This is a genomic window from Campylobacter sp. CFSAN093238 (genome assembly GCF_012898015.1).
Lineage (GTDB): Bacteria > Campylobacterota > Campylobacteria > Campylobacterales > Campylobacteraceae > Campylobacter_D > Campylobacter_D jejuni.
Window position 1 is genome coordinate 181,340 of record NZ_CP040611.1, and the last position, 13,521, is coordinate 194,860.

The 13,521-nt window shown below is 29.6% G+C and carries 14 protein-coding genes; 2 read left to right on the forward strand and 12 right to left on the reverse strand.

Features of this window, described 5'->3' with window-relative positions:
- Position 1: 1 nt before the first annotated feature.
- Positions 2-892: a zinc ABC transporter substrate-binding protein gene (locus tag FBF21_RS00975; RefSeq protein ID WP_002874274.1), complete on the reverse strand. Its 891-nt coding sequence runs from the start codon at positions 890-892 to the stop codon at positions 2-4.
- A gap of 220 nt (positions 893-1,112) precedes the next feature.
- Between FBF21_RS00975 and FBF21_RS00980 the strand changes: the two genes are divergently transcribed.
- Together FBF21_RS00980 and FBF21_RS00985 are read left to right on the forward strand one after the other, a co-directional pair.
- Positions 1,113-3,131: a methyl-accepting chemotaxis protein gene (locus FBF21_RS00980; protein ID WP_168985421.1), complete on the forward strand. Its 2,019-nt coding sequence runs from the start codon at positions 1,113-1,115 to the stop codon at positions 3,129-3,131.
- Between the two features lie 134 nt (positions 3,132-3,265).
- Entirely contained in the window at positions 3,266-5,047 is a 1,782-nt protein-coding gene (locus FBF21_RS00985) for a PhoX family phosphatase (RefSeq protein ID WP_002867935.1), read from the forward strand.
- 37 nt (positions 5,048-5,084) lie between these two features.
- Here the strand turns inward: FBF21_RS00985 and trxB are convergent, their stop codons facing one another.
- The 11 genes from trxB to FBF21_RS01040 form a co-directional block, all read right to left on the reverse strand.
- Positions 5,085-6,023 (reverse strand): thioredoxin-disulfide reductase, encoded by a 939-nt coding sequence (trxB, locus tag FBF21_RS00990; RefSeq protein ID WP_002867934.1) that lies wholly within the window; start codon positions 6,021-6,023, stop codon positions 5,085-5,087.
- A 133-nt stretch (positions 6,024-6,156) separates the two neighbouring features.
- Positions 6,157-6,471 carry a thioredoxin gene (gene trxA, locus FBF21_RS00995; protein ID WP_002778629.1) on the reverse strand — a complete coding sequence of 105 codons (315 nt, stop codon included), beginning with the start codon at positions 6,469-6,471 and terminating at the stop codon, positions 6,157-6,159.
- Positions 6,472-6,527: 56 nt separating this feature from the next.
- A complete protein-coding gene (locus FBF21_RS01000; RefSeq protein WP_002851874.1) occupies positions 6,528-6,866 on the reverse strand; it encodes a YraN family protein in 339 nt (112 codons plus the stop codon).
- Positions 6,866-8,113 (reverse strand): homoserine dehydrogenase, encoded by a 1,248-nt coding sequence (locus FBF21_RS01005; protein ID WP_002851705.1) that lies wholly within the window; start codon positions 8,111-8,113, stop codon positions 6,866-6,868. The genes FBF21_RS01000 and FBF21_RS01005 overlap by 1 nt, the downstream gene beginning before the upstream one ends.
- Positions 8,114-8,116: 3 nt before the next feature.
- Positions 8,117-9,319 (reverse strand): LL-diaminopimelate aminotransferase, encoded by a 1,203-nt coding sequence (locus FBF21_RS01010; RefSeq protein ID WP_002867932.1) that lies wholly within the window; start codon positions 9,317-9,319, stop codon positions 8,117-8,119.
- Positions 9,320-9,330: 11 nt separating this feature from the next.
- Positions 9,331-10,137, reverse strand: a complete 807-nt coding sequence (locus FBF21_RS01015) for a hypothetical protein (protein WP_002876178.1) — start codon at positions 10,135-10,137, stop codon at positions 9,331-9,333.
- Positions 10,131-11,069 carry a membrane protein gene (locus FBF21_RS01020; protein ID WP_002854357.1) on the reverse strand — a complete coding sequence of 313 codons (939 nt, stop codon included), beginning with the start codon at positions 11,067-11,069 and terminating at the stop codon, positions 10,131-10,133. Before FBF21_RS01020 ends, FBF21_RS01015 begins: the two co-directional genes overlap by 7 nt.
- A complete protein-coding gene (rlmB, locus tag FBF21_RS01025) occupies positions 11,062-11,745 on the reverse strand; it encodes a 23S rRNA (guanosine(2251)-2'-O)-methyltransferase RlmB (protein ID WP_002854186.1) in 684 nt (227 codons plus the stop codon). The genes FBF21_RS01020 and rlmB overlap by 8 nt, the downstream gene beginning before the upstream one ends.
- A gap of 1 nt (position 11,746) precedes the next feature.
- Positions 11,747-12,583 (reverse strand): 16S rRNA (cytidine(1402)-2'-O)-methyltransferase, encoded by an 837-nt coding sequence (gene rsmI, locus FBF21_RS01030; RefSeq protein WP_002854625.1) that lies wholly within the window; start codon positions 12,581-12,583, stop codon positions 11,747-11,749.
- 2 nt (positions 12,584-12,585) lie between these two features.
- Positions 12,586-12,786 carry a 50S ribosomal protein L31 gene (gene rpmE, locus FBF21_RS01035; protein ID WP_002851603.1) on the reverse strand — a complete coding sequence of 67 codons (201 nt, stop codon included), beginning with the start codon at positions 12,784-12,786 and terminating at the stop codon, positions 12,586-12,588.
- Positions 12,787-12,864: 78 nt separating this feature from the next.
- Positions 12,865-13,521 (reverse strand): 16S rRNA (uracil(1498)-N(3))-methyltransferase, encoded by a 657-nt coding sequence (locus tag FBF21_RS01040; RefSeq protein ID WP_002851903.1) that lies wholly within the window; start codon positions 13,519-13,521, stop codon positions 12,865-12,867.

Below are 13,521 nucleotides of genomic sequence, written 5' to 3' on the forward strand. Positions count from 1 at the left end.
ATTATAAATTATGAGAAAAGGCATCAGCAGTTTTTAAAAGCTCATTTTCCCAATCATAAGATAAATGATCTATTTTGTAAATTTTTGCATCACATTCTTTAGCAAGTGTTTTTGCTGCATTTTCAGGGAAACCATTTTGAACAAAAATGACTTTTAAATTTTTATCTTTCATTAGAGTGATAAGTTTTTGCAAATCTTTGCTTTTTGGTTCCTTACCTAAAATTTCTACAGGAATTTGCGTAAGATTATAGCGTTTTGCAAAATATGTCCAAGAAGGATGATAAACTACAAATTCTCTATTTTTTAATTTTTCTAATTTTGAGGCAATTTGTAAATTTAAACTATCTAATTCTGCTAAAAATTTATCTAAATTTTCTTTATATAAATTTTCATTTTGTGGATATTTTTGAATCAAGGTGTCATAAATATTTAAAGCCATAGTTTGGACTAAAATAGGATCTAGCCAAGTATGAGGATCAAAATGCTCATGTTCGTGGTGTTCATGCTCATGAGAGTGTTCGTGTGTATCATGAGTTTGAATCAAAGCTATGTTTTTTTGCATATTTACAACTTGAAGTTTTGAAAAATTTTGTTTAAATTTATCCGTAAAAACTTTTTCAAATTCTAAGCCTATAGTGAAATAAATATCACTTTTTTCAAGTTTTTTCATAGTACTTGGTTTAAATTCAAAATTATGCTCATTGCTATTTGGGGGCAAAATAACATTGACATCTAGAGTATTTGCAGCTATTTTTTTAACAAAAAATGCTTGAGGTGCTATACTGACACTAACTAAATTGCTACTAGTATTTTGTTCTTGCTCTAAATTTTTAGCTTGTATGAAAGTATAAAATATCCCTAAAGATAAAATAAATAATAGAATTTTTTTCAAAATATTTCCTTCGATATAAATTTTTTAAATTATAACGATATTAAGCTTAATACATAGAATTTTCGAAGCGATATTTATTTAAATAAAAATAATAAATATAAATTAATTTAATATTTATTAAATGAAATTTTTTATCACTTTTATATTTAAGTAAAAATTTAGATTTTTTAATTTATAATTCTTAAGAAAATTTAGCATTATTTTATATTTTATAAAATTAATGTTAAAAGTTCTTTTACAAAAATTAATTAAATTTAAAAGGAAAATAATGAATAGTATTAAAATAAAACTTTCTGTTATTGCAAATTCAATTGCAATTTTTGCTTTAAGTATTTTGAGCATCATTAGCTTTTACTTTACAAAAGATTCTTTGTATCAAAGTACGCTTTATACTGAAACAGAACTTCTTAAAGCAACACAAATTTCTATAGAGGATTTTAGATCCAGAAATATATCTTTGCTTAATACTCTTGAAAAAGATATATTAAAATTACCCTATGAAGCACTAAATTCTCAAGATAACATAGTTAATAATGTAGGGGCCATATTAAAATACTACCGCAATAGTGGAAATTTGCTTGCTGTTTATATTGGTTTAGATAATGGTGAAAATATCATGAGTAGTGATCTAAGCGAGAAAAAAAATACTAATATAACTATAAATGGAAAAGCCAACAACTATAATGCAACTACTAGGGAATGGTATAAAGAAGCTAGAAATAGTAATCAAATCTATATAACCCCAGCTTATATTGATGCTATTAGTAATGAATACTGCATTACTTACTCTAAAGCTCTTTATAAGGATGGTAAATTTATTGGTGTTTTAGGAATTGATATTTTATTAACTAGTTTACAAGATCAAATCGCTAGAACTCCAGGCAATACCTTTGTTTTTGATAATAAAGATAAAATTTTTGCAGCCACCAACGAAGCTTTATTAGATCCTTCGGTAGACCATTCTCCTGTTCTAAATGCATATAAAGCTCATGGTGATAACAACTTCTTCTCTTATAAGTTAAATAATGAAGAAAGACTTGGAGCTTGTACTAAAGTCTTTGCTTATACAGCTTGTATTACCGAAAGCGCTGATATTATAAATAAACCTATATTTAAAGCAGCATATATACAAGTTATAGCCTTAATTGTTATGATATCTATTAGCGTCATCCTCCTTTATTTCATCGTATCAAAATACCTCTCCCCACTTGCAGCTATCCAAACAGGTTTAACTTCATTCTTTGATTTTATCAACTATAAAACAAAAAATGTTTCTACTATAGAAGTAAAAAGCAATGATGAATTTGGACAAATCTCAAATGCTATCAACGAAAACATTCTTGCTACTAAAAGAGGCTTAGAACAAGACAATCAAGCCGTTAAAGAATCAGTTCAAACCGTATCAGTTGTAGAAGGTGGTAATTTAACAGCAAGAATTACTGCTAATCCAAGAAACCCACAACTTATTGAACTTAAAAATGTTCTAAATAAACTTCTTGATGTTTTACAAGCTAGAGTAGGTTCTGATATGAATGCTATTCATAAAATTTTTGAAGAATACAAAAGCTTAGACTTTAGAAATAAATTAGAAAATGCTAGCGGTAGTGTAGAATTAACTACTAATGCTTTAGGTGATGAAATAGTTAAAATGCTAAAACAAAGCTCAGACTTTGCTAATGCTTTAGCTAATGAAAGTGGAAAATTACAAACTGCTGTTCAAAGCTTAACCACTTCTTCAAATTCTCAAGCTCAATCTTTAGAAGAAACTGCAGCAGCTTTAGAAGAGATCACTTCTTCTATGCAAAATGTTTCAGTTAAAACTAGTGATGTTATCACTCAATCTGAAGAGATTAAAAATGTTACAGGTATTATAGGTGATATTGCAGATCAAATCAATCTTTTAGCTTTAAATGCAGCTATTGAAGCAGCTCGTGCTGGAGAACATGGTAGAGGCTTTGCAGTGGTAGCTGATGAAGTTAGAAAGTTAGCTGAAAGAACTCAAAAGTCTTTATCAGAAATTGAAGCTAATACTAATTTACTTGTTCAATCTATCAATGATATGGCAGAAAGTATTAAAGAACAAACTGCAGGTATCACTCAAATCAATGATAGCGTAGCTCAAATTGATCAAACTACTAAAGATAATGTTGAAATTGCTAATGAATCAGCTATTATTTCTAGTACAGTAAGTGATATAGCTAATAATATCTTAGAAGATGTTAAGAAGAAAAGGTTTTAATTAATCATTTATACCTAGTGAAAAACTAGGTATAAATTTTTTCTTCAATTTAAATTTTTCATCAAAGTTTCTAAAAAGTTTCCAAATATTTTTATACTTCCATTGTTTTAAATTTTAATATGGGGTAAAAACAAATGGAAAGAAGATTGTTTTTAAAAGGTTCAGCTTTAGGTTCTATGGTGGCTTTTTTTGCAAGTTCAAATTTAAGTGCTGTTGTGCTTAAGGATAAGGATTTGTTAGGTTTTAAAGCTGTTAGTGCAAGCACACAAGATAAAGTTATAGTACCGCAAGGTTATGAAGCAAAGGTTTTAATTTCTTGGGGTGATCCACTTTTTAGTAAAGCAAAACCTTATGATGAAAATAAAATCATCGATATGAATGCAGTTAAAAATGCTCATTTGGTTTTTGGAGATAACGATGATGGTATGAGTTTTTTTCCACTTTCAAAAAACAGAGGAATTTTAGCCGTTAATAATGAATATATAAATCCTGAAATCATGTTTAATCATCATGGTAAAAATTTAAGCAAAGAAGATATTTTATATGAGCAAGCCAGTGTGGGTGTGAGTATCTTAGAAATCGAAAAAAAGGGTGATGATTGGACTGTGGTTTTAGACTCTAAGTATAACCGCAGAATCGATGCAAACACTAAAATGCAAGTAAGTGGAGCAGCTAAAAAAGAAGTTTTAAAAAATGAAAAATTTGTTCATGGAACTTTTGCAAATTGTGCAAATGGACAAACACCTTGGGGAACTTATATCACCTGTGAAGAAAATTTTGACGATTTTTTTGGAAGTTCAGACGAAAATCTAGAATTTAATGACTCTCTTAAACGCTATGGATTTAACAAAACTAGTCTTTATGGATGGGAAAAATTTGATGAAAGATTTGATTTAGCTAAAAATATCAATGAAGCCAATCGTTTTGGTTGGATAGTGGAAATCAATCCTTTTGATGCAAAAAGCACACCTGTTAAAAGAACTTCTTTAGGGCGTTTTAAACATGAAAATGCAGAAATTATCGTAGAAAAAGATGGTTCTGTTATAGTTTATATGGGTGATGATGAGATGAATGAATTTATTTATAAATTTATTAGCAAACACAAATACAAAAAAGGTGTTGATACAAGTAAAATTTTAGATGAAGGCACTTTGTATGTAGGACAGTTTAACGGCAATGTGGGAGATTTTAAAGGACAGGGAAAATGGATAGCCTTAGAATATGGCAAAAACGGCCTAGATGAAAAAAATGGTTTTAAGTCTCAAGCTCAAGTACTCATCAATACGCGTCTTGCTGCAAGCATTGTAGGTGCAACTCCTATGGATAGATGTGAATGGATAGCAAGCCATAAACAAAGTGGTTCTAAAGAAGTATTTGCAACACTAACGAACAACAAAAATCGCCAAGAACCTAATGCAGCAAATCTAAGAACTAAAAATGTTTATGGACAAATTTTAAAATGGATGCCAAAAAATTCTCATAAAGACGATGATTTTACTTGGGAAATTTTTGCTCTTGCTGGAAATCCTGATAACCAACAAGGCTTATATAAAGGCTCAAATAATATTACAAGTGAAAATAAATTCAATTCTCCTGATGGACTTAAATTTGATAGAGATGGAAGACTTTGGATACAAACAGATGGATCTTATTCTAATAAAGATGAATACGAAGGCATGGGAAATAACTGCATGCTAGCAGCAAATCCAAAAACAGGGGAAATCAGACGCTTTTTAACAGGACCTATTGCTTGTGAATTAACAGGGATTGCTTTTAGTGAGGATTATACTACAATGTTTGTAGGCATACAACATCCAGGAGAAGGTTTGAAAGGTAGTACTTTTCCTTATGGAAAAACGCCAAGATCAAGTGTAATGATGATAAGAAAACTTGATGGTGGAGTGATAGGAAGCTAAATAAAAATAAAGTTGCTTTTAGCAACTTTATAAAATCTTAATGCAAGCTTTCTATATAAGCCATAGCACTTAATGCAGCTACAGCTCCATCACCTGCAGCACAAATAACTTGCTTAGGCGCATCTTTTCTAAGGTCCCCTGCGGCAAAAAGTCCAGCAACGCTAGTTTGCATTTTAAGATCAACACTTACTTGCCCACCTTCTTCCATATTGCATAAAAACTTACCATCGTCTTGTTTTAAAATTTCATTTCTTACATTAAGACCAACAAAAGTAAAAATTCCTGGAACATTTAAATCTCTAATACTACCATCTTTTAATTTTACTTTTACCCCAGTAACACCCATTTTATCACCATATACTTCATCTACACTTGCGCTAGTAATGAGTTCTATTTTTTCGTTTTTCTTAACTTTTTCTACTGTAGATGGAGCTGCTCTAAACTCATCTCTGCGGTGGATAAGATAAACCTTAGAACAAATATTTGCTAGATATAAAGCTTCTTCTAAAGCCGTATCTCCACCACCTAAAACTGCAACTTCTTTATTTTTATAAAAAAATCCATCACAAGTTGCACAAGTGCTTACACCTTTTCCAAAAAATTCATCTTCGCCCTTAAAACCTGCTTTTTTTGGAGCTGAGCCTGTACAAACTATCACAGCTTTAGCAAGTTCTGTTTTACCACCTTCTAATTTGATGGTAAAACTTCCATCACTATTTTTTAAAATTTGTTCTACTCCAACCATTTCATGTTTTAAACCAAAACGCATACATTGTTCATTCCAAGGAGTCATAAAAGAAATTCCATCCATAACTTGGGCTACACCTGGATAATTTTCTATTTCAGAACTTGAGGTAATTTGTCCACCAGGCATACCTTTTTCAAACATTACTACATTCTTAAGACCACCTCTAGTTGCATAAAGTCCAGCACTAAGTCCAGCAGGACCTCCACCTATGATTGCTACATCTAACATTTATATTTCCTTTATATTGAATTTTATTATTAATAATGATATAAAAATTATTCTTAATAGTAGTTAATAAAAATTATTATTTAGTATAAATTTGAAATTTTTAAGAAGAAGGCTAGTTATACTAGCCTTTAGTTTATAGTAAAGAGTTTAGTTTATCACTAATTGCTTGTTTAGATTGTGCACCAACGAGTTGATCTACAACTTCACCATTTTTAAAGAAAATAAGCGTAGGAATAGAGCGAACACCAAATTCAGCTGCTAAATCACCTTGTTCATCTGTATTTACTTTGCAAATTTTAGCTTTACCATCGAAGTCATTTGCAAGTTCATCAATAACTGGAGCAAGCATTCTACAAGGTCCGCACCATGGAGCCCAAAAATCAACTAAAGCTACACCTTCTTTTGCTTGAGCAAAATTATCACTTGTTAATTCAATATATTTTCCCATAATTTTTCCTTTCTTTAATTTTTGTCTAATTGTATTTTATTTTTTTAAATATCAGCTTAAAAACTTATATTTTCGCAAAATTGTATCACATCATTTTTAATGCAAATCAGATCAATCTGAAAATCCGATGAAATTCCATTTTTAAGATGATAAAATTCTATAGTTTTTAAAATTTTTTCAAGTTTTTTTCTATCCAAACGCTCGGAAACTTCATAATCATTTTGAGTAAATTTAACCTCTATAAAATGTAAAATTTCATCTTTTTTGGCTATTATATCGATTTCTCCAAATTTAGAATGGAAATTTCTTTTTAAAATTTCAAAGCCTTGTTTTTTTAAAAATTTACAAGCCTTATCTTCCCCTAAAATTCCATCTAAATAAGCTTTTACACCCATTATTCTATACGCATCATAAAAGGCTTGGTTTTTATAAAATCTTGTTTGCGTAAAATTTCAAGCAAATTTTGTATGCTTTTTTCATAAGTTAAATGTGTAGTAAAAAACAAAGTGCTGTAATTTTCATCATTTTTTTTAGGTTTTTGTAAAAAACTATCGATAGAAATATTATTTTCACTCATCAATTGTGTGATTTTAGATAAAATCCCTATTTTATCTTCAACTTTCACCCTTAAATAATATTTTGTATAAATTTCATCTTTGCTTAAAAGCTTGTATTCTAAAGTATTCACAAAACCAAGCATTGGTGCTTTTACCTGATCTCTTGCTATATCCATAAGATCTGAAATCACAGCACTTGCAGTGGCCTCTCCTCCTGCTCCTGCTCCATAATACAAACTTTCACCCAACAAATCTCCATTAATGCTTATAGCATTCATCACTCCATCAACTTTTGCAAGCATTTTTTCTTTATCTATCATAGTAGGATGCACCCTTAATTCTACTTTATTTTCACGCACCTTAGCTATACCTAAAAGTTTTATGGTAAATTCAAACTCATTAGCAAAATACATATCTTCAGGTGCAATTTCACTAATACCCTCGATCAAAATATCTTCAGGTTTAGCTTTAAGATTATAAGCGATACTTGATAAAACAAGCAGTTTATGTGCTGCATCTTGCCCTTCTATGTCAAAAGTTGGATCAGCCTCTGCATAACCTAAATTTTGAGCTATTTGCAAAGCTTGTTTAAAACTCATATTTTTTTGACTCATAGAACTTAAAATATAATTACTCGTACCATTTAAAATCCCTTTTATAGCCAAAATATTATTTGCACTTAAACCTTCTTTTAAAACCTTGATAATAGGAATTCCTCCAGCCACACTTGCTTCATAACCAAAAGCTAAATTTTTAGCCAAATTTTCAAGTTCATAACGATGATAAGCAAGCATAGCTTTATTTGCAGTAACAACAGCTTTTTTCTTTTTTAAAATTTCACTCACTATTTTAAAAGCTTCATCCACCCCACCCATTAATTCTACAAAAACATCTACATCAGCATTTAAAATTTCTGCAACGCTATGAGTAATTGGAATTAAAGCATTTTTTTTAGGACTTCTAGCAAGAGCGATCACAGGAGTTATGCTTTGCCCACATCTTGCACGAATAAGTTTATCATTTTCTAAAAGAAATTTAACCACCGCACTTCCAACAGTGCCATAACCAAGAATCGCTACTTTCATAACTTACTCTTTTAAATATTTTTTGATATTACGTGCAGCTTGGCGTATGCGATTTTCATTTTCAATTAAAGCAATTCTTACATACTCATCACCTGCTTCGCCAAAACCTACCCCAGGACTTACTGCAACACTAGCACGCTGTAAAAGTTGCTTTGAAAATTCTAAACTTTTTAAATGTCTTTTGCTTTCAGGGAGTTTTGCCCAAACAAACATACTTGCTCTTGGTTTTTGAAGTTTCCAGCCTGCATTTTCAAAAGCTTCAAGTAAAATGTGCATTCTTTTATCATAAGTTGCACGGATTTCATCTACACAAGTTTGATCTCCATCTAAAGCTATGGTAGCTGCTACTTGAATAGGTGTGTACATACCATAATCAAACCAAGATTTTATTTTTTTAAGCGCACTGACTAAGCGTTTATTTCCTACTACAAAACCCACGCGCCAGCCTGCCATATTGTAAGATTTTGAAAGAGTGTAAGTTTCTACCGCTACATCTTTTGCACCTTCAATTTCCAAAATAGAAGGAGTTTTATAGTTATCATAAGTTAAATCTGCATAAGCAATATCTGAAATAATATAAAATCTTTCTTTTTTTGCCGTTGCTATCAATCTTTCATAAAAACTTTTCTCACAAGTTACTGTTGTTGGATTATGCGGGAAATTAACAACGACATATTTTGGACGCGGGATGCTTTCATTTAAAGTTTTATGTAAATTTTCAAAAAATTGATTTTCATCAAGCTCAAATTTTTCATTATAAGCTAAAGGCATTTTTGCTACATTACCTCCTGCTATAATAAAAGCTTGAGTATGTATAGGATAAGCAGGAGTTGGCACAATAGCAACATCTCCAGGATTTATAATCGCTCTTGCAAGATTTACAAAACCCTCTTTTGAACCCATAGTAGCTACAACTTCATTTTCAGGATCTAGGTTGACATTATATTTTCTTTTATACCAATTACAAATTGCTAAGCGAAGTTTATAAATCCCCATGGATGTAGAATATCCCGAGGTTTTATCTTTGTTAGCACTTTCACAAAGTTTATCTATAATGTGTTGTGGAGTTTTACCATCGGGATTTCCCATTGAAAAGTCGATGATATCCTCTCCAGCACGTCTTGCTGCCATTTTTATCGCATTTACTTCTGCGAAAACATAATTTGGAAGTCTTTCTATGGTATTAAAACGGATTTCATCAAACATTTCTTAATCCTTTATTTTTTAAGTGTGATTTTTAAACCCCTGCGTATATTATCTAAACTATACATATCGCTTACAATAGCATATATAGCACCATTTGGAATAAGTTCTGAAAAATGATTATTTTTATTTTCGCTTTTTACTGCTTTAATTAGATTCAGATTTTTATCTAAAAAGAAGATTTTAGGAAACCAATTGTCTAAATCATTTGCATCAATAATCAAATTTGTAGCATTTTTTAAATCAAACACATAGTCTTTAAGGGGTTTTTCTAATGATTTTGGAGTATTTAAATTAACATTTGTATTGGTTTTTAATACAGCATTGGAAAAATTTAAATCATATTCATAGTCATATGCTCCAATGCGCTTAATATTATCTATATAGACAGAATTTTCTTTTAAGAGATTGTAAAGCGTTCCAGGATCTAAAACATATTGAGATTCTACTTGTATGGTATAGTCAATATTTCCTTCTCTTAAAATCAAATCTGTAGGGATAAAATATATATATCCGGCATCTGTTAAAACATCGGATAAAATTTTAAAAAACATAACTTCATCAGCTTTTGCTTTAAAATTTAGTTTTAGACTTTGAGGATTTGATAGTGTTAAGGCAATTAAAGAATTGGTTTTTAATATTTGAGATATTTTTGCAATATCACAATTTCCATTATTATCTATGTAAGAATTATTTGAGAATAATAATTCTAGTTGAGAATTTTTACTAGGATTGTTTACTAAATTTTTTGCTAATTCAAGACTTGAGATTGCAAAAGATATATTAACCCAAAAAGTAAGAATAATAATTTTTTTTACCATTCTTTACCTTTATTTAATTTTACAAATTCAGCAGCTGAAATACTGGTAATTTTTCCATCTTTAATCAAGAAACGTTTTGAAATTCCTACAGGAAATTTTTGTTCTTTATTTTCTTGATCAAACATTGTTAAAGCTGCAGCCCCTGTTAAAATTAACTGATCTTTATCTAAAGAAATATTAAAATCTTTTTCTTTAACAAAGCTTGTTTTTTTAAGGCTTTTTAAATCTATCAAACCTATCCAAATCTTGGTAGAGGTTTTAAAATGTGCTTCTTTTAAAGAATCAGTTTTTAGTGTATTTGTGTCTTCTTGGATTTGGGTATTTTTTTCTTCATCGAGTAGAGTTGTGTTATTTTCACTGATATTATTTTCTATGCTTATGTTTTTATCATTTTCTTGTAATGAGGTGTTTTGGCTTGGTAAAACGCTCTCTGTTTGATTTGTTTCTTGTGCTTTATTGTTGTCTATAACAACAACATTGTTTCCACTTAAAGATTTTAAATTTTCTTGTGCTTGTCCTATTATGTCTATAACTGTTGCACTAGTATTATTTTGTTCATCTTTGAAAAAAGTTTTAAGTGTATCAAAATAATAAATTCCACTTCCTATAATCACTAAAACAATAAGAACAATCAAAAAAGGCCAAGCGTTAGAGGATTTTTGACTATAAGCATCTAGTTTTGGGGTTATCATTTTTGATTTTGTTTGTGGAGTAGGATTGTTTTCGTTAAGATAAGCTTCATACTCTTCGTTAAAATCACTAAAGTCGAGTTCGTATTCTCTGCTTAAAATTTTAACAAAACCTTTAACATTAAAACGACTTAAAACAGCAAAATTCTTTTCTACTAAAGCTTCAAGAAAATCAAGTTCAATTTGCGTTTTTGCTGCAACTTCTTTTAAATTTAATTCTTGTATTTTTTTCCAATTAAGCATTTAACATCCTATCACAAAGTATTGCAAAAGCAGCGCTGACATTAAGACTATCAAAATTATTTTTCATCGCAATGCCCACACATTCATCGCACTTTTTTATAATTTTAGAGCTTAAACCAAAACCCTCACTACCCAAAACTAAAACTTTTTTACCATTGCTTATTTTTACACTGTGAATTTCTTTTCCCGAGCCATCGCTCGCATAAAAATAAAAACCTACTTGTTTTAGTTCGTTTATTACACTTAAAGCATCGTTGCTTATTGCAATAGGTAAATCAAGAGCCGCTCCGCTGCTTGTGCGAATTACTCCTTCCATGGCTAATTTTTCACCAATAAAAATTAAAGCCCCAACCCCTAAAGCATAAGCTGTACGCGTGATAGCCCCTATATTTCCTACATCGCTAATTCCATAAAGCATAACAATAAAATCATTTTTTTTGATCTCATTTAAATTCGCAAAAGAACTTTCTTTAATATCTAGCAAAAAACCTTGATGATTTCCACCTTTCGCATAAGCTTGAGCAGTTTTAAAATCAAGTTTTTTGATTTTAAAACCTGATTTTGCGATTTTGGAAAAAGTAATTTTATCACATTCTTTTGCTAAATAAAGCTCATTGATACAGTCTTTATGATATTCTAAAATATAAAAAAATATTTGCTTCCCATAAACTATCATATTAAAATTTTACCCAATCTTGACTTAAAAGCAGTTTTTGATAAATTTCTTTTGCATTTTTTCCATTGATCTTTGATAATAATTTTGCTTTTGCTTTTAAAGACAGCTCTAAATCCATAATATCTTTTTCACAAAGAGTATTTTGCAAAAAATTTTGCTCTTTTGATTGCAGTACTACAACCCATTCACCGTTTAAATTAGACTTTTTTAAAATTTCAGAAAGCTCTTTAGCATTGCCTTTAAATTTTTTTTCAAATTTTTTACTGATTTCTTTAATCAAAAAAATTTCTCTTTGGCTGTCTAGAATCATAATCTGTTCTACTAAAGATAAAATACGCTTGGGGGATTCGTAAATAATACTTGGATAAGGAAAGTTTAAAATTTTTTCTATATCTTTTTGTCTTTCTTTGCCTTTATTTGCTAAAAAACCAATAAAGATAAATTCTTTTTGACAAAATGCTGAGCTTACAAGAGCAACTAAGGCTGCATTTGCACCTGGTAAAATTTCATAGGTGATATTATTTTCTTGTGCAAATTCTACCAAAGCCTTGCCAGGATCACTAATCCCTGGCATTCCTGCATCGCTTAAATAAGCTACATTTTTTTCAAATATCTTTAAATCAATACTTGCTAAAACTTCTTTTTCATTATGGGAGTGTAAGGCTATAAATTTAGAAATATGTATATCAGTGTGAAATTTGGTATTTAATAACGAAATCAAAGACTTACTTACTCTTGTATCTTCGCAAAACACAAGATCGCAAGTCTTTAAAAGTTCTAAGGCTCTAAAAGAAATATCGCTTAAATTTCCTATGGGAGTAGGAATAAAATAAAGCATAATTATTGCATTGCGTATTTTTTCTTAAATTTCTCTACACGACCTGCAGCATCTACAATTTTTTCACTGCCTGTAAAAAAAGGATGGCAATTTGAACAAATATCTACTCTTAATTCTGCTTTGTTTGACTTTGTTGTAAAAGTATTTCCACAAGCACAACTTACTTTGCATTCTACATATTCTGGGTGAATTTCTTTTTTCATTAGTTTTCCTTAAAAATTAAAACAATAAGCCGTGATTATAAATTATTTAACATAAAAAAGAGATTAATTTAAGAAAAGTTAAAGCAAAATTTTTGAAGCTATAGCTATAATAGCTGTTTGACTTTTTAGAATATTAGAGCTTTTAAGAGAGATTTTCCGGTTAAACAATAATCTCTCATCATTGTTAAATCCACCTTCAGGACCTATAAAATATAATTCTTTTTCATCGAAATGACTTTGTTGTTCTCCTTGAAAATCAACCATAATTGCATTTGGAAATTTTTGAACAAATTCTTGAGTGCTTTGGTGGATAATTAAATCCATTTTAGTATTTCTACCGCATTGTTCACAAGAAGAAATAATGATTTTTTCAAATCTTTCTAAATCGATTTTAAAATTTCTTTGTGAAAAATTTGTAAAAACCAAATGTAACTTTTTTACTCCAAGTTCATTTAAGAAAGGTAGAGTTTTTTCTAAAATTTTAATATCTATAATGGCTAAGGCTAAGTTTAATTCACTTTGTTTTATATTTTGTGATTTTTTGTTTAAAAATTTTAAAGTGCAAGAATTTCTTGTTAAATTTGTGATTGTATAGTTGTAAAGAAAATTATCTTGTAAATTTCTAAGATTTAGCTCCGAATTTTCCTTTACTCTTCTTACTTTTAAATGGTTAAAGTTTTCACCTTGAAGTTGTATAAACTCTTCTCCAGCTTGCTTGTTATACAAAAATTGCAT

What these genes read in the sequence shown, in the direction of transcription:
- rlmB (WP_002854186.1), bottom strand. Translation starts at nt 11,745, where the DNA reads ATGATAGTTTATGGGAAGCAAATATTTTTTTATATTTTAGAATATCAT.
- FBF21_RS01010 (WP_002867932.1), bottom strand. Translation starts at nt 9,319, where the DNA reads ATGTTTGATGAAATCCGTTTTAATACCATAGAAAGACTTCCAAATTAT.
- rpmE (WP_002851603.1), bottom strand. Translation starts at nt 12,786, where the DNA reads ATGAAAAAAGAAATTCACCCAGAATATGTAGAATGCAAAGTAAGTTGT.
- FBF21_RS01020 (WP_002854357.1), bottom strand. Translation starts at nt 11,069, where the DNA reads ATGCTTAATTGGAAAAAAATACAAGAATTAAATTTAAAAGAAGTTGCA.
- FBF21_RS01040 (WP_002851903.1), bottom strand. Translation starts at nt 13,521, where the DNA reads ATGCAATTTTTGTATAACAAGCAAGCTGGAGAAGAGTTTATACAACTT.
- FBF21_RS01000 (WP_002851874.1), bottom strand. Translation starts at nt 6,866, where the DNA reads ATGGGTGTAAAAGCTTATTTAGATGGAATTTTAGGGGAAGATAAGGCT.
- FBF21_RS01005 (WP_002851705.1), bottom strand. Translation starts at nt 8,113, where the DNA reads ATGAAAGTAGCGATTCTTGGTTATGGCACTGTTGGAAGTGCGGTGGTT.
- trxA (WP_002778629.1), bottom strand. Translation starts at nt 6,471, where the DNA reads ATGGGAAAATATATTGAATTAACAAGTGATAATTTTGCTCAAGCAAAA.
- FBF21_RS00980 (WP_168985421.1), top strand. Translation starts at nt 1,113, where the DNA reads ATGTTAAAAGTTCTTTTACAAAAATTAATTAAATTTAAAAGGAAAATA.
- rsmI (WP_002854625.1), bottom strand. Translation starts at nt 12,583, where the DNA reads ATGCTTTATTTTATTCCTACTCCCATAGGAAATTTAAGCGATATTTCT.
- trxB (WP_002867934.1), bottom strand. Translation starts at nt 6,023, where the DNA reads ATGTTAGATGTAGCAATCATAGGTGGAGGTCCTGCTGGACTTAGTGCT.
- FBF21_RS00985 (WP_002867935.1), top strand. Translation starts at nt 3,266, where the DNA reads ATGGAAAGAAGATTGTTTTTAAAAGGTTCAGCTTTAGGTTCTATGGTG.
- FBF21_RS01015 (WP_002876178.1), bottom strand. Translation starts at nt 10,137, where the DNA reads ATGGTAAAAAAAATTATTATTCTTACTTTTTGGGTTAATATATCTTTT.